This is a genomic window from Nonomuraea harbinensis (genome assembly GCF_019396385.1).
Lineage (GTDB): Bacteria > Actinomycetota > Actinomycetes > Streptosporangiales > Streptosporangiaceae > Nonomuraea > Nonomuraea ferruginea.
In genome coordinates this window covers 1-21,905 of sequence record NZ_JAHKRN010000027.1, presented here as the reverse complement: position 1 = coordinate 21,905, position 21,905 = coordinate 1, and the positions used below count along the sequence as shown (strand labels likewise).

Here is a 21,905-nt window from a genome sequence, read left to right as displayed (position 1 = left end):
GCAGCCGCCGCGGTGGTCCTATGCGGGTCCACGACCCGTGTCCTTCCCAGGCACGGCCGGCCTCTGGCAAGCGGACAGAAATGACAGTTGATCATGGACGTTTCTGACATGAAGCGGGGGACAATCCTGATATGACTCGGTGGACGTGGGCTCGTTGGTAGATCCCGATCCCAAGGACGTCATCCGCCGACGTCCGGCCAGTCGTTCCGCTTGACGACAGGATCTGGACGCGACCGTAAAAGGCGGGTGCTCACGAAACCGGTGGTTGGCTGCGGGTTAGCGGGTCTGGCGGGGGGCAGCCGAAGGGGGAGGCGTCCATCGAAGGAGGGGCATCATGGTCGTCAAGCCCGCTGAGGACGAGCACCTCAGGCAGTTCACGCTGCCCATGGTCGGCACGATCACCGTGCCGGAGGGCCCACACCTCGCCTTCTACGTGGTCCTCGTCTCCATGGGGGCGCTGGGAGTCGTGGAATGGCCCGTGGTGGCCATCGTCGGCGTGGGCCATCTGCTGGCCAGCCAGACCCGCTTCCCCAGGCTGCAGCAGGCCGGAGAAGCCGTCCAGTCAGCGTGAGCCGGGCGGGCGCTCAGCCCATGTGGCCCAGCGCCAGAGCCACTCCAGGGGCCCCTGGCGGTGACGGCGCAGCCAGAGGGCGGAGAACAGCCACTGGGCCGCCAGGACGGCTCCCGCGGTCAGGAACGCCACCTGAGAGGACTCGCCGATCGGCAGGCCGAGGAGGTGGGCGGCGGCCAGGACGAGGACCGTGGCGGTCAGGTAGTTGGTCAGGGCCATCTTGCCCAGCGGCGCGAAGAGGACCCGCAGCGCAGGTCGCAGCGGTGTTCTGAGCAGGACCAGCAGGGCGCACACGACCACGCCGGCGACCAGCAGGTCGGCCAGGCCGGTCGCGAAGGACGGGCCCGCCCCGGGCCTCGTCCACAGCGCGGCGGCCGCCCCCGCCGCGAAGACCAGCCCCAGGAGGAGCGGCCACAGGGTGGACCGCTCGATGTGCTCGATCACCCCGTACCGGACCAGCGCCGAGCCCAGCAGGAACAGCCCGGCGATCAGCAGGGGCCCGCCCCCGGCGACCAGCGCCGCGGGGATGAACACGGCGGCGAGGCCCGCCACGGCCCACCGGGGCAGCCAGGAAGAAGGCAGCAGCACCAGCAGGCCGACGACGGCGTACTTGGTCAGGATCTCGCCTGGCCACAGCAGCATGTGCAGCAGGCCGATCGCGAGCAGCGCCGCGAGCCGCCGCAGGAGGACCAGCCACGGGCGGGCGGCGCGGTCGGCGGCGGAGTCCAGCAGCAGCGAGAACCCGATGCCGAACAGCAGGGAGAAGATCGGCAGCCCGAGCCAGGGGTCCCAGTCGCCCAGCGGCTGCGTCACGACGGCGGTGCCGCCGGTGGCCATCAGCTGGATGTTGGCGAGCAGGATCTCGCAGAGGGTGAACCCGCGGAGCACGTCGAGCGCGATGATGCGGGGCCGCCCGGACGCGGGCGCGGCGGGCGTGAGTGGGTGGCCGGGAAGGCGTCCTGGGGGGAGTTCTGCGCTTGGCATGGGGCCTCATCCTGCAGGGCCACCGAGAGGACGACACCGGCCGGAAGCAGGATTCACGGCGTTCGTGATCATACTTTCGGCCGGTTCGGCGCGGGACGCCGGGCGCTGTCAGTAGCTGTCGCGCCAGCGGTACCAGTGGCCCCGCAGATGCTTGAAGGACGAGGCGACCGACGGGTTGGAGTCGTCCACGGGCGCCCGGTCAGGGCTCCACACGTAGCCGTACGGGTCCACGCCGGGCCCGTGCTCGCCCACCTGGAAATAGACCCGGTCACCCTTCCGGAAAACGGCCTGGAACCCGGCCTACCCGGCCTTCCGCGGCCGGACCGCGTCGTCGGGACCGGTGGCCCTGGCCACGCGCTCCATCGCGGTGAGGGATCGTACGACGAGCTGGTCGTCGCCGTGCCCGCAGGACGCCAGGGACACCAGCGCGACGCAGGCGAGCGCTTTCTTCATGCGTTGAGCGTAAGCGGGAGGGATCAGACCGCGGCGAGTTCGCGGGAGCGGGCGGGCTCTTCGTTCTCCCAGGCGAGCTGCTTGCGCAGGTGGACCGTCGTGCCCCGGCCCGGCGTGATGCCGAAGGAGATCTCGTCGACCACCGAGCGCATGATGAGCAGGCCGCGGCCGTTCTCGGTGTCGGGGGGCGGGAAGCGGAGCGGCATCGACGGCAGGCCGCCGCCGTTGTCGGCCACGCGCACGTCGCAGCGGCCGTAGCCGATCGACGCGGAGACCTCGTAGCGGTTGGCGGGGCCGCCGTGGCGCACCGCGTTGGAGCATGCCTCGGAGACAGCGAGCAGCATGTCGGCGATGCACGACTCACTCACGTGCAGCGAACGCATCGCATCGCCAAGCACTCGCCTGACCATCGGGATGCCGATCGCATCCCGTGGCAGTGCCAACGAGAACTCAATGTCCACCGGACTCCTCCGGGCTCCGGAATGTCACCTGGAGTAGGTTTCCCCGTGAAATCGGGGCTAACCGCAAAATCACGCGGTTGTTATTTACTGTTGGCATGCCCGTGGCATTGTGGTACGCCGGAATGCGGCTTTAGCCACGTCAGGCCCTATGTGAAATGTGCTGTCCTACTCTTCCACTCTGACCGTGAAGTCCTCGATCACGGTGTTGGCGAGAAGAGTCTCGGCCATCTTTCGGACGTCCGCAATGGCCGCCTCGTCGGCGGGGCCGTCGAGCTCCAGCTCGAACCGCTTGCCCTGGCGCACGGCCGACACACCGGAGAAGCCCAGCCGGGGCAGCGCTCGGGCGACCGCCTGGCCCTGCGGGTCGAGGATCTCGGGCTTCAGCATCACGTCAACGATCACGCGCGCCACTGCGTTCCTCCTGGGTACGGCGGGGTTGGCAAACCACAGCCTACCGGCGTGTGTTCGCCGCCAGAACGTGGGGAACGGGGAGGGCATGGGGCTTGCGCGAAGGACTGTGACGTCTGCCACCATGGCCTCAAGCGCGTACGAACCACCATCACACGGTCGGACGCACCCAAAGGCCGGTCAGAGGTGGAAAACCCATCGCCACCGGTCCCGATTGCACAGGAGTGGCACGTGACCATCGACGCCTCTCGTGGTGCCGAAGCACCCCCGGAGCTCGTCCAGCTACTCACCCCCGAGGGCGAGCGGGTCCAGCACCCCGACTACGACATCGACCTGACACCCGAAGAGGTCAGGTCCCTCTACCGCGACCTCGTCCTCGTGAGGCGCGTCGACCTGGAGGCCGTCGCCCTGCAGCGCCAGGGCGAGCTCGGCATCTGGGCCTCGCTGCTCGGCCAGGAGGCCGCGCAGATCGGCTCCGGCCGGGCGCTGACCGACGCCGACATGGCCTTCCCCACCTACCGCGAGCACGGCGTGGCGTGGTGCCGCGACGTCGACCCGGTCAAGCTGCTGGGCCTGTTCCGCGGCGTCAACCACGGCGGGTGGGACCCGAAGGAGCACAACTTCCACCTCTACACGATCGTCATCGGCAGCCAGACGCTGCACGCCGTCGGCTACGCGATGGGCATCCAGCGCGACGACGCCGACGCCGCGACGATCGTCTACTTCGGCGACGGCGCCACCTCGCAGGGCGACGTGAACGAGTCGTTCATCTGGGCCAGCGTGTTCAACGCGCCGATCGTGTTCTTCTGCCAGAACAACCAGTGGGCCATCTCCGAGCCGCTGGAGAAGCAGACCCGCATCCCGCTCTACCGCAGGGCGTCCGGGTTCGGCTTCCCCGGCGTCCGGGTCGACGGCAACGACGTCTTCGCCTGCCTCGCCGTCACCCGCCAGGCGCTCAAGAACGCCCGCGAGGGTCAGGGGCCCATGCTCATCGAGGCGTTCACGTACCGGATGGGCGCCCACACCACCACCGACGACCCCACCCGCTACCGCGTGGCCAGCGAGCTGGAGGCGTGGAAGCTCAAGGACCCGATCGAGCGCGTCAAGGCCTACCTGTTCAAGAACGAGCTGGCCGACCAGGAGTTCCTCGACGCCGTCGAGGCGGAGGCCGACCAGCTCGGCGCCGACCTGCGCCGGCGCTGCCTGGCCCTGCCCGATCCCGAGCCGACGGCCATCTTCGAGCACGTGTACGCCGAGCCGCACGCCCTGATCGACGAGGAACGCGCCCAGTTCGCCGCCTACCTGGAGGGGTTCGAGCGATGACGGTGATGAGCCTGTCCAAGGCGCTCAACGAGGGCATGCGCAAGGCCATGGAGGACGACCCCAAGGTCCTCATCATGGGCGAGGACGTCGGCAAGCTCGGCGGCGTGTTCCGGGTGACCGACGGGTTGCAGAAGGACTTCGGCGAGGACCGCGTGATCGACACGCCGCTGGCCGAGTCCGGCATCATCGGCACCGCGATCGGGCTGGCGCTGCGCGGCTACCGGCCGGTGTGCGAGATCCAGTTCGACGGGTTCGTGTTCCCGGCCGCCGACCAGATCATCACCCAGCTGGCCAAGATGCCGATGCGCTCGCTCGGCGCGATCAAGCTCCCGGTGGTCGTACGGATCCCGTGCGGGGGCGGCATCGGCGCCGTCGAGCACCACAGCGAGTCTCCAGAGGCGTACTTCACGCACACCGCCGGGCTGCGCGTGGTGGCCTGCTCCAACCCCGCCGACGCCTACTCGATGATCCAGCAGGCGATCCGCTCCGACGACCCGGTGATCTTCTTCGAGCCCAAGCGGCGCTACTGGGAGAAAGCCGACGTCGACACCGCCGACACCGGCTGGTGGACCCCCATGGACAAGGGCCTGGTGGTGCGCCCCGGCACCGACCTCACCCTGCTGACCCACGGGCCGATGGTCAAGACCTGCCTGGAGGCCGCCCAGGCCGCCGAGGAGGAGGGCCGCTCCCTTGAGGTGATCGACCTGCGCTCGCTCAACCCGCTCGACCAGCCGCTGGTGATGGATTCCGTACGGAAGACGGGGCGGGCGGTCGTGGTGCACGAGGCGCCGGTCAACAACGGATTCGGCGCCGAGCTGGCCGCCAGGATCACCGAGCGGTGCTTCTACCACCTGGAGTCCCCGGTACTGCGGGCCGGCGGCTTCTCCACCCCCTACCCGCCGTCCAAACTGGAGGAGCACTACCTTCCCGACCTGGACCGGGTGCTCGACGCCGTCGACCGCGCCTTCGCGTACTGACAGGGGGTTGTGCAGATGAGACGCGAGTTCAGGCTCCCCGACGTCGGCGAAGGGCTGACGGAGGCGGAGATCGTCCGCTGGCGCGTCCAGCCGGGCGACGAGGTCAAGGTCAACCAGATAGTCGTCGAGATCGAGACGGCCAAGTCCATCGTCGAGCTGCCCATCCCGTGGGACGGCGTGGTGGCGGCCCTGATGGCGGAGGAGGGCCAGACGGTGGACGTCGGCGTCCCCGTCATCGCGGTCGACACCCTGGAGGAAGCCGGCACCCAGGAGAGGCTGGCGGAGGACCTCGTCCCCAACCCGCCCGAGGAGGGCGCGGTCGAACCCGGCGCCCACGGCGGCCCCGCGCCCAAGGAGGAGCGTCAGGCGGTCCTGGTCGGCTACGGCGTCAAGACCGGCACCACCCGACGCCGTCCCCGCAAGACGCCCACCCCCGCCACGATCCCGGCCCCTCCCGTGGCCAACCCCGCCAGGACCGCCACCCCGGGCGCGGGCGAAACCGCCGAGGCCGAGGAACCCGCGCCTGCGGCGCCGGGCCGGGTGAGCGTGCTGGCCAAGCCGCCCGTCCGGAAGCTGGCCAAGGACCTGGGGGTGGACCTCACCACCCTCACGGGCACCGGCCCCCAGGGGACCATCACCCGCGAGGACGTGCACGCGGCCGTCGCCCAGGTGACCCCCGCGGAGACCCCGGACGAGGAGCGCGTCCCCGTCAAGGGCGTGCGGAAGATGACCGCCCAGGCCATGGTCGGCAGCGCCTTCACCGCTCCGCACGTCACCGAGTTCCTCCAGGTCGACGTGACGGAGACGATGACCGCCGTCCGGCGCCTGCGCGCGATGCCCGACTTCGCCGAGGTCAGGGTCTCGCCGCTGCTCCTGGTGGCCAAGGCCGTCCTGGTCGCGGCCGCCCGCCACCCGATGATCAACTCGGTGTGGGACGAGGCGAGCCAGGAGATCGTGGTCAAGCGCTACGTGAACCTGGGCATCGCCGCCGCCACCCCGCGCGGCCTGCTGGTGCCGAACATCAAGAACGCCCACCGGCTCCCGCTCCCCGCCCTGGCCCGCGCGCTCAACGAGCTGGCGGAGACGGCGCGGGAGGGCCGCACCCAACCGGCGGAGATGACCGGCGGCACGATCACGATCACCAACGTGGGCGTGTTCGGCGTCGACACCGGCACCCCGATCCTGAACCCGGGCGAGAGCGCCATCCTCGCCTTCGGTCAGGTGCGGGACATGCCGTGGGTGGTCGACGGCGAGCTGGCGGTGCGCAAGGTGACGACGCTGGCCGTCTCCTTCGACCACCGGGTCGTCGACGGCGAGCTGGGCTCCCTGTTCCTGCGCGACGTCGGCGCCATGCTGGAGGACCCCCTCCACATGCTCGCCTGGGGCTGACCCGACGTCAGCGGATCGCCTCCTCCCTCGCCGGTCTGAGCAGCGGCGGGTGGAGGAGGCGGGCGTCGCCGGCCCGGTAGAGCCTGGCCCGGGGGCCGCCGCGCGTGCCGCCGGTCTCGGTGGTCCCGCCGGTGGCCTCGACGAAGCCCGGCACCGAGAGGACCTTGCGGTGGAAGTTGCCCGCGTGCAGCCGCGTCCCCCACACGGTCTCGTAGATCAGCCGCAGCTCGGAGACGGTGAACGTGGCGCCCGCGAAGGCCGTGGCCAGCGGCGTGTACTCCAGCTTGGCGCGGGCCCGCTCCACCCCGTCGGCCACGATCCGCGCGTGGTCGAACGCCAGCGGGGGCAGGTCGTCGACGGCGTGCCAGCCGGCCGTCGCCGTGTCGGCACCGGCCCGGGGGTCGGGCAGGTCGGGGGCGAAGGCGAGGTACGACACGGACACGACCCGCATGCGGGGGTCGCGCGCCGGGTCGCCGTAGCTGCCGAGCTGCTCGATGTGGGCGGGCCGGGCGCCGAGCCCGCTCTCCTCGGCCAGCTCCCGCCTCGCCGCCTCCGCCAGGTCCTCGCCGGGCCCCAGGAACCCGCCCGGCAGCGCCCAGGATCCCGCGTACGGCTCGGCGTCGCGCTCGACGATGAGCACGTGCAGCCGCCGGTCGCGGATGGTCAGCGCCACCACGTCGACGGTCACCGCGACCGGCGCGTACAGCCCGAAGTCTTCCATGCGCCATCGTCTTTCTCAGTACGAGTAAATCTCGGAGTGAGAATAACCAGGCGGTCGATCGTTGTCGATAGGGTTCGCCCATGATTCGTCACGTGGTGCTGTTCACCTGGTCACCGGAGGCAACCGAGGAGCAGAAGGCCGCGGTCGCGGCCGAACTGCGCGAGCTCCCCGGCCAGATCCCCGAGATCCGCTCCTACCTGCTCGGCTCCGACGCCGGGATCAACCCCGGCAACCACGACTTCGCCGTCGTCGCCGACTTCGACAGCGAGGACGACTACCGCGCCTACCGCGACCACCCGCGCCACCAGGCGGTGATCGCGGAGCACATCAAGCCCATCCTGGCGACCCGGGCCGCCGTGCAGTTCGGCTGTTAGATCTCCGGCGGGTGGTTCTCCCGGTGCATCAGCCGGCCCTCCGAGGTCTGGCCGCGCCTGGGCGCCAGCACGATGCTCAGCACGACGCCGACCCCGCCCACGATCATGAAAATGAGACCGATGATGTCCATGTGGACGCTGTCGCCGAACACGTCGGGCTCGATCGCGAACCTCAGGATGGCGCCGAGCGTGAGGAAGAAGATGCTGACCCCGACACCCATCACGACCTCCAGACGGCAAACAGTGCGTACGCCCACGGTCATACCCGAGTATGGGCGATCACTACCTCGCCTGGAAACGCGGGACGCCCGCTCCGTATCCGGAACGGGCGTCCTGGGGTGGAGAACCGCTAGAAAGCCTCCTCCGGAAGCTCCATGAGCTCCAGGCCGGTGCCGGTGAGCACGCGGCGCTCGGCGGACAGGCGCGGCAGCACCGTCTCCGCGAAGAACCCGGCTGCGGCGACCTTGCCCTGGTAGAACGGGTCCTCGCCGTCGGCCAGCTTGGCCAGGGCCACCTCGGCCTGGCGCAGCAGCAGCCAGCCGATCACCAGATCGCCCAGCGCCAGCAGGAACCGCGTGCTGTTCAGGCCGACCTTGTAGACCTCCTGGGGCTTCTCCATCGAGCCGAGCGCCCAGCCCGCCATGGTGTCGCCCATGACCTTGACCTCGGCCGCGGCCTCGGCGAGCAGCTTGCGCTCCTCCTTGAGCCGGCCGTTGCCGGCCTCGGAGGCGGCGAACTCGTTGATCTCGGTCAGCAGCTTGCCGATGGCCGAGCCCTGGTTGCGCAGGATCTTGCGGAAGAACAGGTCCAGGCCCTGGATCGCGGTCGTGCCCTCGTACAGGGAGTCGATCTTGGCGTCCCTGATGTACTGCTCGATCGGGTAGTCCTGCAGGTATCCCGAGCCGCCCAGGGTCTGCAGCGAGCGCGACAGCAGCTCGTACGAGCGCTCCGAGCCGACACCCTTGACCAGGGGCAGCAGCAGGTCGTTCATCTCGTGCGCGTGCCGGTCGTCCGGGTCGATCTGGACGGCGTCCTGGAAGGTGGCCGTGTAGAGCACGAGCGCCCGCATGCCCTCGGCGTAGGCCTTCTGCAGCATGAGCTCGCGGCGCACGTCGGGGTGGTGGGTGATGGTGACCCGGGGCGCGGTCTTGTCGGCCTGCCTGGTCAGGTCGGCGCCCTGCACCCGCGACCTGGCGAACTCCAGGGCGTTGAGGTAACCGGTGGACAGGGTGGCGATGGCCTTGGTGCCGACCATCATGCGGGCGTGCTCGATGACCATGAACATCTGCTTGATGCCCTCGTGCACCTCGCCGACCAGCCAGCCGATCGCCGGGTGCTTCTCGCCGAAGGTGAGCTCGCAGGTCGTGGAGACCTTCAGGCCCATCTTGTGCTCGACGTTGGTGACGTACACGCCGTTGCGCTCGCCGAGCTCGCCGGTCTCCAGGTCGACGTGGTACTTCGGCACCAGGAACATCGACAGGCCCTTGGTGCCGGGGCCGTGGCCCTCGGGCCTGGCCAGGACCAGGTGGAAGATGTTCTCCGTCATGTCCTGCTCGGCGCTGGTGATGAAGCGCTTGACGCCCTCGACGTGCCAGGTGCCGTCGTCCTGCCGTACCGCCTTGGCGCGGCCCGCGCCGACGTCGGAGCCCGCGTCGGGCTCGGTGAGCACCATGGTGGCGCCCCAGTTGCGCTCGATGGCCAGCTCGGCGAAGCGCTTCTGCTCGGGGGTGCCCACCTTCCACAGGGTGTAGGAGAAGCTGGGGCCGGCCGCGTACATGTAGAGCGCGGGGTTCGCGCCGAGCACCAGTTCGGCCGTCGCCCAGGCGAGGCTGCGCGGGATGCCGGGGCCGCCCAGGTGCGGAGGTAGGTCGAGGTGCGCCCAGCCGCCGTCGACCAGCGCCTTGTACGACTTCTTGAAGCCTTCGGGCAACGTCACCGAGCCGGTCGCGGGGTCGAACACGGGCGGGTGGCGGTCGCCCTCCTCGAACGAGTCGGCCAGCACGGTGGTGGACAGCCGGTTGACCTCGTCCAGGATGCTGCGCGCGACGTCCTCGTCGATCTCCGCATAGGGACCGCTGCCGAGGATCTCGCGGCGCCCGAAGACCTCGAAGAGGTTGAATTCGAGGTCACGAAGGTTGCTCTTGTAGTGGCCCATGGGTGCAGCTCTCCTTGAACCGGTGCGTTTCTCTACTGGCCAGTAACCTTACTAGGAATGCTACCCGCGGGTAACCAGAGATATGCATGGCATGCTCGACTCCATGGACGCCGATGAACTCGCCGCGCTGTGGCGAGAGCGCCTGGGATCCTGGGCCATTCCGGAGGAGATCCTGGCCGCCGCGCCGGCCGATCCCTGGTCCTATCCGCTGGCGCGCTTCACCAGCCGCACCGACAGGGCGCTCGCCGAGCGCGACGACGGCCCCACCCTGACCCGGATGTCGGAGGCGCTGCCCGCCGGGGGCACGCTGCTGGACGTCGGATCCGGCCCTGGAGCCGCGTCCCTGCCGCTGCACGAGCGGATCGGTCACCTGTACGCGGTCGACACCTCGGGCGAGATGCTGGAGGAGCTGGCGGCCCGCGCCGACAAGCTGGGCGTGCCCGCCACCACGGTCGAGGGCCGCTGGCCCGACGTGGCCGGGCGGGTGCCCGAGGTCGACGTGACGGTGGCCGCCCACGTGGTCTACAACGTGCCCGACCTCGACCGCTTCCTACGGGCGCTGGACGAGCGCACCCGCGGCCGGGTGGTGCTGGAGCTGCCCAACCGTCACCCGATGAGCTGGATCTCGCCGCTGTGGGAACACTTCCACGGCATCGTCCGCCCGGTGCGGCCCATCGCGGAAGACTGCGTGGCGCTGGCGGCCGCGCTCGGCTTCGACGTGCACGTCGAGGAGCGCGAATCCCCGCTGGAGCGCTTCGACTCGCTGGAGGAGCTGGCGGCGAGCGCCTGCCACCGCATCTGCCTGGAGCCGTCCAGGGCCGAGGAGGTCGGGCGGACGGCGCTGGAGCTCGGCATGTGGCCGCTGCCCCGCGACCGCTGGGTCACCGTCTGGTGGGACCGACCGGTTTGACGCGGTCGCCGGTGCCGCGATTGGGTGGACGACATGATCGAGCTTCAGTGCGTGAGCGTCGACTGCGCCGACCCGTACAAACTCGCCTCGTGGTGGGGTGAGGCCCTCGGGCTCCCGCTCGGCGAGGGCGACGTCCCGGGTGACGACGAGGTGATGCTGGAGACCGGCCGCTACCCGTTCCTGCTCTTCATCCGCGTCCCGGAGGGCAAGCAGGTCAAGAACCGGCTCCACCTCGACGTCAGCGCCACCGCGGGCAGCACCCGCGAGCAGGAGGTCGAGCGGCTGCTCGGGCTCGGCGCGACCGTGTACGAGGACCACCGCACCGAGGACGGCAAGGGCTGGGTCACGATGCTCGACCCGGAGGGCAACGAGTTCTGCGTGTGCCGGAGCCAGGCCGAGCGCGAGGCGTGAGAGGTCATCGCGTCAGGGCGCGCCCCTTGAGTGTCGTCGTCAGGATGCCCGCGATGACGTACACGAGCAGGCCGTGCCACCCGGCGTCGAAGAGCCCGCCGAGCCAGTGCGCGTCGTCGAAGACGAGCTGCACCGGATAGTCGAGCACCGCGGCCATGCCGGCGGGCATCAGCGCGAACTTCCACGGATGGTTCAGCCCCCACTGGCGTGCCTGGCGGGTCACGCGGTCGCCCTCGTTCGGCTTGGTCACCGCGCCGATGGAGGCGATGAGCGCGAACAGGGCGATGCCCAGGCCCAGCGCCCACGACAGGTCACCGCCGCCGGTGATGAGGCCGGTGCCGAAGCTCGCCGCGGCGATCGCGCCGCCGCCGACGGCGGCGGCCTTCCACGGGGCACCGCGCAGCGCCGCGCCGGACAGGGAGACTTCATCGCGTCGGGTGATTTCGTTCATGTCCTCAGCGTGCCTTTCGGCGTCCCTTGCCCACATCGGGGATGCACCCTGATTTCGACCCTGGTACGAGGGTGTTGGCATGATGCGGGCCATGAGCGAAGTCGTGATCGAGCGGTTCGGCGCTGACGAGTGGGAGCGGTTGAAGGCGGTCCGGTTGCGGGCGTTGCGGGACGCGCCCGACGCCTTCGGGTCGTCGTACGAGCGGGAGAGCGGGTTCACGCCCGATACGTGGCGGGAGCGGCTGTCCGGGTCGTGGTGGCGGGTGGCCGTCGCGGAGGGCGGTGACGTGGGGCTGGTCTGCGTGCGGGTCGAGGAGGGCCGGGCGCACCTGCTGTCCATGTGGGTCGCGCCGGAGGCCAGGGGCCGCGGCGTCGGCTCGCGGCTGGTGGACGCGGCGATCGGGCGGGCCAGGGAGCAGGGCCTGGACGAGGTCGAGCTGTGGTGCGTCGACCACAACACCGCCGCCAGGGCGCTCTACGCGGGCAAGGGGTTCACGCCCAGCGGGAAGGCCATGGGCCTGCCGTCCAACCCCGACATCCCCGAATCCCACTATGTCCTGTCACTGCTCTTCCGGACGGCCCGTGCGGACGACGTGCCCGCGATCGTGGCCATGCTGGCCGACGACCCGCTGGGGGCCGAGCGCGAGGGCGACCCCGGCGACCCGCGCTATCTGGCCGCCTTCGAGCGCATCGACGCGGACCCGTGGGACGAGCTGATCGTGGCCGAGCGCGACGGGAAGGTGGTCGGCACCATGCAGCTGACCTACCTGGCCGGGCTGTCGCGGCTGGGCGCCGAGCGCTGCCAGATCGAGGCCGTGCGCGTGGCCGCCTCGACCCGGGGGCAGGGGCTGGGCCGGAAGATGATCCAGTGGGGGATCGACCGGGCCCGCGCCCGCGGCTGCGCGATGGTGCAGCTCACCTCCGACAAGTCACGCGCCGGCGCGCACCGCTTCTACGACGCGCTCGGCTTCACCGCCTCCCACGAGGGCTACAAGCTCTCACTGAGCTGATCGAGCATCCACCTGCACCACTCGGCCCGGTGGCGCTCGTACCCGAGTCCGCAGCGCAGCGCCGCGTAGTTGCCCCAGCGCGGGTCGCCGAACCCGGGCGGCCCACCGATGGCCTCCTCCTCCCGCTCGTACTCGGCCAGCCGCGCCTCGTGTTTGGCGAGCTGGTCCGCGAAGAGCCGGCGCAGCGCCGCCGGGTCGGCGAGCGCGGCGGCGTACGTCTTGAGCACCAGCTCGTCACGCTCGGGCCGCTCGCGCGGCGGATCGGTGATCCACCCGCGCAGCGCGGCGGTGCCCTCGCCGGTCAGGCGGTAGATCTTCTTGTCCTGCGGCCCCGGCCCGGCCTCCGTCTCGTACGACACCAGCCCTTCGGCCAGCAGCTTCTGCAGCTCGGTGTGGATCTGGCTGTGGCCTGCCGTCCAGAAGTACGACAGCGGCCTGCGCATGGATGCGGCGATGTCGTACCCGGTGCGCTCGCCGCGGGCCAGCACGGCGAGGATCGCGAATCCCAGCGTTGAGGTCATGGTCCGTCCAGGGTATTGTGCCGGACACTATGTCAGAACTGACATAGTTCCGATGGAGAGGGGCGGCTATGCGGGTGATCGCGGGCTCGGTGTTACTCGTCTTGGCGTTGACCGCTTGCGGGGGCACGGACCGAGCCGCACAGCCGGCGCCGAGTCCGCCCGTGGCCTCTCCGACGCCCACCACCCCCACCCCCACGCCCACGAAGACCAAGGCCAAGGGGCCGAACGTGAGCGGCTGCTACACCCGCGACGATGGCGAGATCTTCACGTACGGGGACGGCCTGCCGGGCGTCATCACGGGCGACGGCGAGACCGGCGTGGTCATCTCCTACGAGAACAACGGCAACGTGTGCACCTGGCGCCCGCTCTCCGACCGGCTGGTCGCGGCCGGCTACCGCGTGCTGCTCTACGCCAGGAAGTTCGACGCCAGCCCCGAGGACACCGCGCTGGCCATGGCACGCAGGCTGGCCAAGAAAGGCGCCGAGCGGGTGTTCTTCGCCGGCGGCTCCATCGGCGCCACCACCGCCGTCCCCGCCGCGACGAAGTTCGGCGAGCGCGCGGCCGGGGTGATCGCCCTGTCCGGCGCCATCGACGCCGAGGACGCGGCCGAGCTCACCGTGCCGTTGCTCCAGATCGGCACCGAGAACGACGGCTACGGCGGCGCCGACGACCTCCAGGCGGCCCATGACGCCGCCACCCGCGCCCCCGACCGGCAGATCCATGTCATCCGGGGCGAGAGCGTGCACGCCTCAGAGCTGTTCCGCGGCTCCTACGGCGGCGAGGTCATCGACCGGATCGTCGCGTTCATGGACCGGCACAGGGGATGAGCTCCACCCGGTTGTCGTGGTAGACCGCGCCCCTGCCCAGGTCGGCGTCGCGCTCCTCGACCACCGCGTTCGCGTTCGCGCCGCCGGGGCTGAGCTTGGGCCAGCGCCCCTTGGGCGAGGCCACCACGCCGGGCGCCACCCGGTCGCTGACCTCCACGTCGGCCAGGAACTCGCCGAAGGCGTTGCGCACCCGTACCCGCTGCCCGTCCGACAGCCCGCGGGCCGCCGCGTCGGCCGGGTGCACCAGCACCACCGGGTCCTTGGCCCGCCGCAGCAGCTCCGGGTTGTTCGCGAACGTGGTGTTCAGGAAGGTGTGCGGCGCCGGGGTGATCAGCACCAGCCCGCCGTCGGTCCGGGAGGACCGCGACGGCACGTACGCCTTGCCGCGCGGCGGGAAGCGCATCCGGCCGGACCTGGTCGGGAAGCCCTCGGCGAACGGGGTGAAGGGCTCGGGGTAGTTCATCCGCACCCAGCCCTCCTTGCGCAGCCGGTCGACCGTGATGCCCTCCAGCGACGGGTGGCCGCTCGACAGCAGGTCCTCCGCCAGCTCCAGGTCCGAGTCGAACAGCGACGGCTCGGTCATCCCCATGTGCGCCGCCAGCCGCCGGAACGTCTCGGTGGTGGACAGGCACTCGCCGGGCGCGGACGCCGCGGGCTCGTTCCACAGCAGGTAGAGGTGGCCGTAGCCGGCGTGCAGGTCGAAGTGCTCGGTCTGCATGGTGGCGGGCAGCACGATGTCGGCGTAGTCCACGGTGTCGGTCGGGAACTGCTCCACCACCACCGTGAACAGGTCCTCGCGGGCCAGGCCCGCCCGCACCGCGTTGCCGTCGGAGGTCGAGCCCGCCGGGTTGGCCGCGTACACCCACAGGCACTTGACCGAGTCCGGCTCGGCCAGCTCCGAGCCCAGCCGGGTCATGGTGAGCGTGCGCACCGGGCCGGGCAGCAGGTCGTCGCGGGTGTCGATGGAGAGGTGCGCGTGGCCGCTGGTCGAGTAGGCCACCCCGCCGCCGGGGTGGCGCCAGTCGCCGGTCACGCCGGGGATCGCGGCGATCGTGCGCAGGGCGGTGCCGCCGCCCGCGTGCCGCTGGATGCCCATCGTGGCGCGGATGGCGGTGGGGCGGGTGCGCGCCAGCCTCGTCCCCAGCCTGTGGACCGCCTCGGCCGGGATGCCGGTGATCTCCGCCACCCGCTCGACCGGATACTCCAGGATCTCCTCCCGGAAGCTCTCCCAGCCCTCGGTGTGCGCGGCCAGGAACTCCTCGTCCTGGGCGCCCTCGGCCAGCACCACGTTGAGCAGGCCGAGCGCGAGCGCCGCGTCCGTGCCGGGCCGGATCGCCAGGTGCTCGTCCGCCTGGTCGGCCGTGCGGGTGCGGATCGGGTCGATGGCCACGACGTGGGCGCCGTCCGCGCGCGCGTCCTGGATGAACTTCCACAGGTGGTGACCGCTGGTGAGCGGGTTCGTGCCCCACAGCAGGATCAGCTTCGCCTGCGCGAAGTTCTCCGGGTCCATGCCGCCGGGGGTGCCATTGGTCAGCGTCAGCCCGGAGTTGCCGGCGGTCGAGCAGATGTTCAGCCAGTGCCGGGACGCGCCCAGCATGTTCCAGAATCGCCGCCCCGCCACGCCCTCGCAGCCCTGGAGGTAACCGAGCGACCCGGTGCCGAGGTAGGGCCAGATCGCCTGGCCGCCGTGCTCCTCGACGATGCCGCGCAGCCGTACGGAGATCTCCTCCAGCGCCTCGTCCCAGGTGATGCGCTCGAACCGGCCCGACCCCTTGGGCCCGACCCGCCGCATCGGGTAAAGGATGCGGTCGGCAGCCCTGGAGTGTTCCAGATAACGGTTGACCTTCACGCACAGCGCGCCACGGGTGTAAGGATGATCGGGATTGCCGCGCATCGAGACGGCCTGGCCGTCACGCACGGTGACCACCCAGGAGCAGGTGTCAGGACAATCGAGCGGACAGGCCCCCAGAACCCTCAATTCACCTGGCATAAGAGACAGACTACGGGCAAGAGGTCGGGTACCCGATGCCCGATCCCAGGTGACGATTCGGGACACTAAGGCCGCAAGAACGTACGGTCCCGCGAGGAAGGTGCAGAATCGCTGTCGGTGGCCGAAATCAATGAACACGAGGACGCGGAGGGATCTCCCGAGAGGAGCCCGTCCGCCGCCGGAGCGCGCGCCGAGCCTGACGTGTACGTCGTCGAGCCGCTCCTGCCGCAGCGCCTGCGCCGCCCCTCCGACCTGCTGCGCCTGCTGGCCACCCTGGCCGCGCTCGGCGCCGTGATCCTGCTGGCCCTGGTCGCCAAGCAGACCCTGTACGGACTGGAACGGGACGTCACGGAGGGCACCACCCTCGTCCCGCTGCTCAGCCGGATCGCCACGTTCATCGGCGGCGCCGCGGTGCTCATCGTGCCCGTCGCCTTCGCCGTGGAGCGCGTCTTCCACCGCGACGGCCTGCGCGTCGCCGAAGGGCTGATCGCCGCCATCATCGGCATGGTCGGCGCGTTCCTGACGGGCCAGTGGCTCCTCGCGGGCAACGCCGACGACCTCAGCCAGCTGCTCACCGGCGGCCGCAGCATCGAGCCGCTCAACACGCTGCTCACGTCCGTCCTCGCCTACACCACCGCCGTGCGCGTCTCCCGCCGGCCGACCTGGCGCGCGCTCATGTGGACGGTGATCGCGCTCTACATCCTCGCCCTCTACTCCGGCAGGCAGATCACCCTGCCGGGCGCCATCGTCACCGTCCTGGTCGGCATGGCCATCGGCTACGCCACCCTGTACGGGATCGGCAGCCCCAACACCAGGCCGCCGGGGAACGCGGTGGTGGCGGCCCTGCGCAAGCTGTCGTTCGCGCCGGTGTCGGCCCGCCGCATCGAGGACGACCACCAGGGCAGCCGCCGCTACTCCGTCGGGCTCGCCGACGGCGCCCGGATCGACGTCACCGTGCTCGACCGCGACCGTCAGGTGGCGGGCCTGCCGTACCGGCTGTGGCGGCGCTTCCGGCTCAGCACCGAGACCAGGCGAAGAGCCATCCGCTCGCTCCGCGCCGAGCTCGAACGCGAGGCCCTGATGGCGTACGCCGCGCAGGCGGCGGGAGCCAGCACGCCCAGGCTGCTCGGCACCAGCGAGATCGGCACCGAAGCGGCGCTGCTCGCCTACGAGCACATCGACACCCGCCCGCTCGACGAGGTGCCCACCGAGGAGATCGACGACGACATCCTCCACCAGATCTGGGAGCAGGTGTCCCTGCTGCAGATCCAGCGCCTCGCCCACCGGCGGCTCACCGGCGAGGGCATCCACCTCGACAAGGCCGGCCGGGTCGTGCTCACCGACGCCCGCAGCGGCGAGATCGCCGCCGGTGACCTGCTGCTCCGGCTCGACATCGCCCAGCTCCTGGTCTACCTGTCGCTGCGCGTCGGCGCCGAGCGGTCGGTGCGCGCGGCGAACGCGGTCATGGGCACGGAGTCGCTCGCCGCGGCCATGCCGCTGCTCCAGCGCATCGCGCTGACCCGCGAGACCCGCTCGGCCCTGGCCAAGGACAAGAACCTCCTCGGCGTCATCCGCGAACAGATCGTCGCACTCGAACCCGAGGTCAAGGTCGAGGAGATGCGGCTGGAGAGATTCCGGCCGCGCACCCTGGTCACCATCATCGCCAGCACGCTCGCCGCCTACTTCCTGCTCTCCCAGCTCAGCCAGGTCAACCTGGTGCAGGTGGTAGTCCAGGCCAACTGGGCCTGGTCGGTGCTGGCGCTGGTCGCCTCGTTCGTCAGCTTCGTGGCCGCCGCCGTCATGCTCAGGGGCTTCGTGCCCTACCCGCTGCCGCTGTGGCGGACCACGCTCGTGCAGTTCGCGGCCTCGTTCGTGAAGCTCGTCGCGCCCGCCGCCGTCGGCGGCGTCGCCATCAACACCCGCTACCTGCAGAAGCGCGGGATCGCGCCGGCCCTCGCGGTGGCCAGCGTGGGCGCCTCGCAGCTCGTCATGCTGGCCTTCCACATCGGGCTGCTGCTGCTGTTCGCCTACATCACCGGCTCCAACACCGCCAGCACCTTCACCCCGTCACGCGGCCTGGTCGTGGCGCTGCTGGCGGTCGCCCTGCTGGTCGTGGTGCTGCTGGGGGTGCCGCCGCTGCGCCGCCTGGTGACCCGGCGGATGAAGCGGCTGTTCTCCAACGTGCTGCCCCGGCTGCTGGACGTGCTCCAGTCGCCGCGCAAGCTGATCGAGGGCTCGATCGGCACCCTCATGATCACGCTCACGTTCGTGCTCTGCCTGTACGCGTGCGTGCACGCCTTCAACTGGGAGATCGGCTTCACCACCGTGGCGGTCGTCTACCTCACGGCCAACGCCATCGGCTCGGCCGCGCCCACGCCTGGTGGCCTGGGCGCGGTCGAGCTGTCGCTCACGGCGGGCCTGACCGTGGCCGGGGTGCCCGCAGAACTGGCGACCTCGGCCGTGCTGCTCTACCGGCTGCTCACGTTCTGGCTGCCGGTGCTCCCCGGCTGGGCGGCGTTCACCTACCTTCAGCGGCACGAGGCGCTGTGATCGCGTCGATCGCCTTCAGCTCGTCCTCCGTGAACACCGGGCCGTCCACGCACGCCACGTTGTCCTCCAGCTGACGCACGCTGCTCGCGCCGATCAGCACGCTCGTCACCCGCGGGTCCCTGAGCGTCCACGACAGCGCCATCTGGGCCAGCGTCTGGCCCCGCTCACCGGCCAGCTCGTTCAGCGAGCGGGTCAGCTCCGCGTCGATCCGGTCGGGGCTGAGGAACCGGCTGGTGGCCGCCCGCGAGTCCGCCGGCACGCCCTGCAGATAGCGGTCGGTCAGCAGGCCCTGCGCCAGCGGCGAGTACACGATGCACCCCATGCCCGCCTCCTCCAGCACGTCCAGCAGCCCGTCCTCGATCCACCGGTTGATCATCGAGTAGGACGGCTGGTGGATGAGCAGCGGCGTGCCCAGCTCCCGCATGATCCTCGCGGCCTGCGCCGTCCGCTCCGCCGGATAGTTGGAGATGCCCGCGTACAGCGCCTTGCCCGAGCGCACCGCCCGGTCCAGCGCCCCCATCGTCTCCTCCAGCGGCGTGTCGGGATCCGGCCGGTGGCTGTAGAAGATGTCGACGTACTCCAGGCCCATCCGCTCCAGCGACTGGTCCAGGCTGGCCAGCAGGTACTTGCGCGACCCCCACTCGCCGTACGGGCCGGGCCACATGTCGTAGCCGGCCTTGGTCGAGATGATCAGCTCGTCCCGGTACGGCCTGAAGTCCCGCCGGAAGATCGCGCCGAAGTTCCGCTCCGCCGACCCGTACGGCACCCCGTAGTTGTTGGCCAGGTCGAAGTGCGTGACGCCCAGGTCGAACGCGCGGCGCAGGATCGCCCGCGAGTTCGACAACGGGCGGTCGTCGCCGAAGTTGTGCCAGAGCCCCAGCGACACCGCCGGCAGCCTGAGCCCGCTGCGCCCGCTCCGGTTGTACGGCTGCCGCTCGTAGCGCCCCGGATCGGCCAGATAGGTCATGCCGTGCCCCTCTCCACTATCCAGGAGAGCGCGAACGCCTCCTCCCGCCAGGCGTCGTAGCGCCCGCTGCGCCCGCCGTGGCCGGCGCCCATCTCCGTCTTGAGCAGGAACGGCCCGCCCGCGGCCGTCTCACGCAGCCGCGCGATCCACTTGGCCGGCTCGTGGTACAGCACCCGCGTGTCGTTCAGGCTGGTGATCGCGAGGATAGGCGGGTACGTCCTGCCGTCGACGTTCTCGTACGGCGTGTACCCCTTCATATAGGCGTACACCTCCGGATCGTGCAGCGGATCGCCCCACTCGTCCCACTCGATCACGGTGAGCGGCAGCGACGGATCCAGGATGGTGTTGAGCGCGTCCACGAACGGCACCTCGGCCACCACGCCCGCGAACTCCTCCGGCGCCAGGTTCACCGCCGCGCCCATGAGCAGCCCGCCCGCCGACCCGCCGCGCGCGATCACCTTCGAGCTCCACCCGGCCTGCTTGACGTGCCGGGCCACGGCCACGAAGTCGGTGAACGTGTTCCGCTTCCTGGTGAGCTTGCCGTCCTCGTACCAGCGGCGGCCCATCTCACCGCCGCCGCGCACGTGCGCGACCGCGAACACGAACCCCCGGTCGAGCAGCGACAGCCTGGGCACCGAGAACGCCGGGTCGATGGACGTCTCATAGCTGCCGTACCCGTAGAGCACCGTCGGCGCGGGGAGCGTGCTGTCCTTGCGCTTGACGATCGAGACCGGCACCTCGGTGCCGTCCTCGGCCGTCGCCCAGTCGCGGAACTGCTCGTAGTCGTCCGGGTCGTAACCGCCCAGCACCGGCCGCCGCTTCAACAGGATCAGCTCGCGGGTGGCCAGGTCGTAGTCGTAGACGCTGGCGGGGGTCACCATGCTGGTGTAGGCCAGCCTGAGCCGGTTCGTCACGAACTCGGGGTTGCCGGCCGGCCCGACGTCGTACAGCGGCTCGGGAAACTCGATCTCGTACGGGGGCTCGCCGTTGTGCGGCAGCACGCGGAGCCCGGTCAGCCCGTCACGGCGGAAGTGCAGCACGGCGTGCCCGGCGAACGCGTCGATCTCCAGCAGGCGGGTGTCGTCGCGGTGCGGGACCAGCGGGGTCCACTCGCCGGGGTCGTCGAGCGGCGCGGTGGCCAGCTCGAAGTCGCGCGCGTTCTCGTTGTGCAGCACGTAGAAGAAGCCGCCCGCGTGGTCGACGCCGTACTCGACGCCGGTCTTCCTGGGTCGCACGAGCTGGAACTCGCCGGACGGCGTCGCCGCGTCGAGGAGGCGCACCTCACTGGTGATCTTGCTGCCCGCGCCGAGCACGAGGTAGCGCTCGCTGCGCGTCAGCGCGATGCCGACCCAGAACCGCTCGTCGTCCTCCTGGTAGACGAGGGTGTCCTCGCCGGTGCCCAGGGTGTGGCGGTAGACCTGGAACGGCCGCCAGGCGTCGTCGACGCGGGTGTAGAAGAACGTCGAGCCGTCGGCCGACCAGGCGCCGCCGTAGAAGATGCCCTCGATCTCGTCGGGCAGCAGCTCACCGGTCCGCAGGTCCTTGAACCGGAGCGTGAACCGCTCGTCGCCGGTGAAGTCGGTCGAGTAGGCGAGCATCGTGCCGTCGGGGGAGACGGCGCTGGTGCCCATGGAGAAGAACGGGCTGTCGCCGGCCAGCTCGTTGCCGTCGAGGAGGGTCTGCTCGTGGTCCAGGCGCTCACCGACGGTGATGTCCGGAGGCGTCTCGCTGTCCGCGGGCACCCGGCACGACACGGCGTACTGCTTGCCCTCCTCGGTGCGGGTGAAGTACCACCACGCGCCCTTGCGGCTCGGCACCGACAGGTCGGTCTCCTGGGTGCGGTCCTTGATCTCCTGGAATATTCGCTCGCGCAGCTCCGTCAGATGAGAGGTCTCCTGCTCCAGGTAGGCGTTCTCCGCCTCCAGGTAGGAGATCGTGTCGGGGTGGTCTTTGCCGGCCAGCCACGCGTACTCGTCGATCACGGTGTCGCCGTGATGGACGCGTTCAGCCGGGATCTTCTTCGCCACGGGCGGCGTGTAGCTGCTCACGTGGGGAGTCTATGGTCGGCCGTGATCGATTCGTGGCCTACGTGGCGGGTGAACGCGGCGTGAGCACTCGGAGGCGCTGCTAATCTTATGGAGTCGGCGCGTCCGGCGACATTCCTCCACCTTTAAAGGATTCGAGTCAATTTGACACGGATTCGAGGGGGTGCGAAGATAAAGACGAAGCGAAACGCCCGCAAGCGTCCGTTTCTTGAGAACTCAACAGTGTGTTAAAAGCCAGTGCATGATGCACAACCCCGTCATGATTTTCTGTGACGGATTCCTTTTGGTTGGGATTCAAATTCATTTTATGGAGAGTTTGATCCTGGCTCAGGACGAACGCTGGCGGCGTGCTTAACACATGCAAGTCGAGCGGAAAGGCCCTTCGGGGTACTCGAGCGGCGAACGGGT

General features: G+C 70.3%; 23 protein-coding genes, 1 rRNA gene and 1 pseudogene. 12 read left to right on the top strand and 13 right to left on the bottom strand.

The features are described 5' to 3' along the window. Positions 1-334: 334 nt before the first annotated feature. A complete protein-coding gene (locus KME79_RS25770; protein WP_219546694.1) occupies positions 335-571 on the top strand; it encodes a hypothetical protein in 237 nt (78 codons plus the stop codon). Here the strand turns inward: KME79_RS25770 and KME79_RS25765 are convergent. The 5 genes from KME79_RS25765 to purS form a co-directional block, all read right to left on the bottom strand. Continuing rightward, on the bottom strand, positions 563-1,555 hold the full coding sequence (locus KME79_RS25765; protein WP_219546693.1) for a DUF418 domain-containing protein: 993 nt from the start codon (positions 1,553-1,555) through the stop codon (positions 563-565). The two genes, KME79_RS25770 and KME79_RS25765, sit on opposite strands and share 9 nt — an antisense overlap. 108 nt (positions 1,556-1,663) lie before the next feature. After that, a complete protein-coding gene (locus tag KME79_RS25760; protein ID WP_219546692.1) occupies positions 1,664-1,807 on the bottom strand; it encodes a hypothetical protein in 144 nt (47 codons plus the stop codon). Between the two features lie 48 nt (positions 1,808-1,855). Next, a complete protein-coding gene (locus KME79_RS25755; protein WP_219546691.1) occupies positions 1,856-2,008 on the bottom strand; it encodes a hypothetical protein in 153 nt (50 codons plus the stop codon). Positions 2,009-2,031: 23 nt separating this feature from the next. After that, a complete protein-coding gene (locus KME79_RS25750) occupies positions 2,032-2,418 on the bottom strand; it encodes an ATP-binding protein (RefSeq protein ID WP_219546758.1) in 387 nt (128 codons plus the stop codon). Between the two features lie 216 nt (positions 2,419-2,634). Further along, entirely contained in the window at positions 2,635-2,880 is a 246-nt protein-coding gene (gene purS, locus KME79_RS25745) for a phosphoribosylformylglycinamidine synthase subunit PurS (RefSeq protein ID WP_219546690.1), read from the bottom strand. 228 nt (positions 2,881-3,108) lie between these two features. Between purS and pdhA the strand changes: the two genes are divergently transcribed. The 3 genes from pdhA to KME79_RS25730 are packed head-to-tail and all read left to right on the top strand — an operon-like array spanning position 3,109 to position 6,566. After that, positions 3,109-4,200 (top strand): pyruvate dehydrogenase (acetyl-transferring) E1 component subunit alpha, encoded by a 1,092-nt coding sequence (gene pdhA, locus KME79_RS25740; RefSeq protein WP_148035169.1) that lies wholly within the window; start codon positions 3,109-3,111, stop codon positions 4,198-4,200. Then, on the top strand, positions 4,197-5,177 hold the full coding sequence (locus KME79_RS25735) for an alpha-ketoacid dehydrogenase subunit beta (protein ID WP_148035168.1): 981 nt from the start codon (positions 4,197-4,199) through the stop codon (positions 5,175-5,177). The genes pdhA and KME79_RS25735 overlap by 4 nt, the downstream gene beginning before the upstream one ends. Before the next feature lie 15 nt (positions 5,178-5,192). Further along, positions 5,193-6,566, top strand: coding sequence for a dihydrolipoamide acetyltransferase family protein (locus KME79_RS25730; RefSeq protein WP_219546689.1), 1,374 nt, complete (start codon positions 5,193-5,195; stop codon positions 6,564-6,566). A gap of 7 nt (positions 6,567-6,573) precedes the next feature. Here KME79_RS25730 and KME79_RS25725 read toward each other — a convergent pair whose 3' ends face one another. Continuing rightward, positions 6,574-7,287 carry an NUDIX hydrolase gene (locus tag KME79_RS25725; RefSeq protein WP_219546688.1) on the bottom strand — a complete coding sequence of 238 codons (714 nt, stop codon included), beginning with the start codon at positions 7,285-7,287 and terminating at the stop codon, positions 6,574-6,576. An 80-nt stretch (positions 7,288-7,367) separates the two neighbouring features. Here KME79_RS25725 and KME79_RS25720 point away from each other — a divergent pair, with 80 nt between their 5' ends. Beyond that, positions 7,368-7,661 carry a Dabb family protein gene (locus tag KME79_RS25720; RefSeq protein ID WP_219546687.1) on the top strand — a complete coding sequence of 98 codons (294 nt, stop codon included), beginning with the start codon at positions 7,368-7,370 and terminating at the stop codon, positions 7,659-7,661. Here KME79_RS25720 and KME79_RS25715 read toward each other — a convergent pair. Further along, positions 7,658-7,882 carry a hypothetical protein gene (locus KME79_RS25715; RefSeq protein WP_219546686.1) on the bottom strand — a complete coding sequence of 75 codons (225 nt, stop codon included), beginning with the start codon at positions 7,880-7,882 and terminating at the stop codon, positions 7,658-7,660. The two genes, KME79_RS25720 and KME79_RS25715, sit on opposite strands and share 4 nt — an antisense overlap. Before the next feature lie 128 nt (positions 7,883-8,010). Beyond that, positions 8,011-9,816, bottom strand: a complete 1,806-nt coding sequence (locus KME79_RS25710; protein WP_219546685.1) for an acyl-CoA dehydrogenase — start codon at positions 9,814-9,816, stop codon at positions 8,011-8,013. 103 nt (positions 9,817-9,919) lie between these two features. Here KME79_RS25710 and KME79_RS25705 point away from each other — a divergent pair, with 103 nt between their 5' ends. Next, positions 9,920-10,726 carry a class I SAM-dependent methyltransferase gene (locus KME79_RS25705; RefSeq protein WP_246640447.1) on the top strand — a complete coding sequence of 269 codons (807 nt, stop codon included), beginning with the start codon at positions 9,920-9,922 and terminating at the stop codon, positions 10,724-10,726. A gap of 33 nt (positions 10,727-10,759) precedes the next feature. Beyond that, positions 10,760-11,137, top strand: a complete 378-nt coding sequence (locus KME79_RS25700) for a VOC family protein (RefSeq protein WP_148035161.1) — start codon at positions 10,760-10,762, stop codon at positions 11,135-11,137. Between the two features lie 4 nt (positions 11,138-11,141). On the opposite strand, the gene KME79_RS25695 is transcribed toward KME79_RS25700, so the two are convergent. Further along, positions 11,142-11,588 carry a hypothetical protein gene (locus KME79_RS25695; RefSeq protein ID WP_219546683.1) on the bottom strand — a complete coding sequence of 149 codons (447 nt, stop codon included), beginning with the start codon at positions 11,586-11,588 and terminating at the stop codon, positions 11,142-11,144. 79 nt (positions 11,589-11,667) lie between these two features. On the opposite strand from KME79_RS25695, the pseudogene KME79_RS45310 reads away from it, so the two are divergent. Both KME79_RS45310 and KME79_RS45305 read left to right on the top strand, forming a co-directional pair. Then, positions 11,668-12,081 (top strand): annotated as a pseudogene (locus tag KME79_RS45310) (GNAT family N-acetyltransferase); the annotation flags it as partial. Positions 12,082-12,198: 117 nt separating this feature from the next. Beyond that, positions 12,199-12,597, top strand: coding sequence for a GNAT family N-acetyltransferase (locus KME79_RS45305; RefSeq protein WP_246640455.1), 399 nt, complete (start codon positions 12,199-12,201; stop codon positions 12,595-12,597). Here the strand turns inward: KME79_RS45305 and KME79_RS25685 are convergent. Beyond that, on the bottom strand, positions 12,576-13,118 hold the full coding sequence (locus tag KME79_RS25685) for a PadR family transcriptional regulator (RefSeq protein WP_148035159.1): 543 nt from the start codon (positions 13,116-13,118) through the stop codon (positions 12,576-12,578). The genes KME79_RS45305 and KME79_RS25685 overlap by 22 nt on opposite strands. 161 nt (positions 13,119-13,279) lie before the next feature. Here KME79_RS25685 and KME79_RS25680 point away from each other — a divergent pair, with 161 nt between their 5' ends. Further along, positions 13,280-13,945 (top strand): alpha/beta hydrolase, encoded by a 666-nt coding sequence (locus tag KME79_RS25680; RefSeq protein WP_219546681.1) that lies wholly within the window; start codon positions 13,280-13,282, stop codon positions 13,943-13,945. Here the strand turns inward: KME79_RS25680 and KME79_RS25675 are convergent. Then, positions 13,923-15,935: a molybdopterin-containing oxidoreductase family protein gene (locus KME79_RS25675; protein WP_219546680.1), complete on the bottom strand. Its 2,013-nt coding sequence runs from the start codon at positions 15,933-15,935 to the stop codon at positions 13,923-13,925. The two genes, KME79_RS25680 and KME79_RS25675, sit on opposite strands and share 23 nt — an antisense overlap. 117 nt (positions 15,936-16,052) lie before the next feature. On the opposite strand from KME79_RS25675, the gene KME79_RS25670 reads away from it, so the two are divergent. Next, positions 16,053-18,485, top strand: a complete 2,433-nt coding sequence (locus KME79_RS25670; RefSeq protein ID WP_308249051.1) for a flippase-like domain-containing protein — start codon at positions 16,053-16,055, stop codon at positions 18,483-18,485. Here the strand turns inward: KME79_RS25670 and mgrA are convergent. Together mgrA and KME79_RS47095 are read right to left on the bottom strand one after the other, a co-directional pair. Beyond that, positions 18,454-19,452 carry an L-glyceraldehyde 3-phosphate reductase gene (gene mgrA / locus KME79_RS25665; protein ID WP_219546679.1) on the bottom strand — a complete coding sequence of 333 codons (999 nt, stop codon included), beginning with the start codon at positions 19,450-19,452 and terminating at the stop codon, positions 18,454-18,456. The two genes, KME79_RS25670 and mgrA, sit on opposite strands and share 32 nt — an antisense overlap. After that, on the bottom strand, positions 19,449-21,500 hold the full coding sequence (locus tag KME79_RS47095) for a S9 family peptidase (protein WP_308249050.1): 2,052 nt from the start codon (positions 21,498-21,500) through the stop codon (positions 19,449-19,451). The genes mgrA and KME79_RS47095 overlap by 4 nt, the downstream gene beginning before the upstream one ends. Before the next feature lie 301 nt (positions 21,501-21,801). Here KME79_RS47095 and KME79_RS25655 point away from each other — a divergent pair. Beyond that, a 16S ribosomal RNA gene (locus tag KME79_RS25655) occupies positions 21,802-21,905 on the top strand; the annotation flags it as partial.

Excerpts from the sequence above, each read along its gene's own strand:
- mgrA (WP_219546679.1), bottom strand. The coding sequence starts at position 19,452 with ATGACCTATCTGGCCGATCCGGGGCGCTACGAGCGGCAGCCGTACAAC.
- KME79_RS25710 (WP_219546685.1), bottom strand. The coding sequence starts at position 9,816 with ATGGGCCACTACAAGAGCAACCTTCGTGACCTCGAATTCAACCTCTTC.
- KME79_RS25700 (WP_148035161.1), top strand. The coding sequence starts at position 10,760 with ATGATCGAGCTTCAGTGCGTGAGCGTCGACTGCGCCGACCCGTACAAA.
- KME79_RS45305 (WP_246640455.1), top strand. The coding sequence starts at position 12,199 with ATGCTGGCCGACGACCCGCTGGGGGCCGAGCGCGAGGGCGACCCCGGC.
- KME79_RS25695 (WP_219546683.1), bottom strand. The coding sequence starts at position 11,588 with ATGAACGAAATCACCCGACGCGATGAAGTCTCCCTGTCCGGCGCGGCG.
- KME79_RS25755 (WP_219546691.1), bottom strand. The coding sequence starts at position 2,008 with ATGAAGAAAGCGCTCGCCTGCGTCGCGCTGGTGTCCCTGGCGTCCTGC.
- KME79_RS25725 (WP_219546688.1), bottom strand. The coding sequence starts at position 7,287 with ATGGAAGACTTCGGGCTGTACGCGCCGGTCGCGGTGACCGTCGACGTG.
- KME79_RS25730 (WP_219546689.1), top strand. The coding sequence starts at position 5,193 with ATGAGACGCGAGTTCAGGCTCCCCGACGTCGGCGAAGGGCTGACGGAG.
- KME79_RS25705 (WP_246640447.1), top strand. The coding sequence starts at position 9,920 with ATGGACGCCGATGAACTCGCCGCGCTGTGGCGAGAGCGCCTGGGATCC.
- KME79_RS25770 (WP_219546694.1), top strand. The coding sequence starts at position 335 with ATGGTCGTCAAGCCCGCTGAGGACGAGCACCTCAGGCAGTTCACGCTG.
- KME79_RS25675 (WP_219546680.1), bottom strand. The coding sequence starts at position 15,935 with ATGCCAGGTGAATTGAGGGTTCTGGGGGCCTGTCCGCTCGATTGTCCT.
- KME79_RS25720 (WP_219546687.1), top strand. The coding sequence starts at position 7,368 with ATGATTCGTCACGTGGTGCTGTTCACCTGGTCACCGGAGGCAACCGAG.
- KME79_RS25685 (WP_148035159.1), bottom strand. The coding sequence starts at position 13,118 with ATGACCTCAACGCTGGGATTCGCGATCCTCGCCGTGCTGGCCCGCGGC.
- KME79_RS25750 (WP_219546758.1), bottom strand. The coding sequence starts at position 2,418 with ATGGTCAGGCGAGTGCTTGGCGATGCGATGCGTTCGCTGCACGTGAGT.
- KME79_RS25715 (WP_219546686.1), bottom strand. The coding sequence starts at position 7,882 with ATGGGTGTCGGGGTCAGCATCTTCTTCCTCACGCTCGGCGCCATCCTG.
- KME79_RS25765 (WP_219546693.1), bottom strand. The coding sequence starts at position 1,555 with ATGCCAAGCGCAGAACTCCCCCCAGGACGCCTTCCCGGCCACCCACTC.
- KME79_RS25735 (WP_148035168.1), top strand. The coding sequence starts at position 4,197 with ATGACGGTGATGAGCCTGTCCAAGGCGCTCAACGAGGGCATGCGCAAG.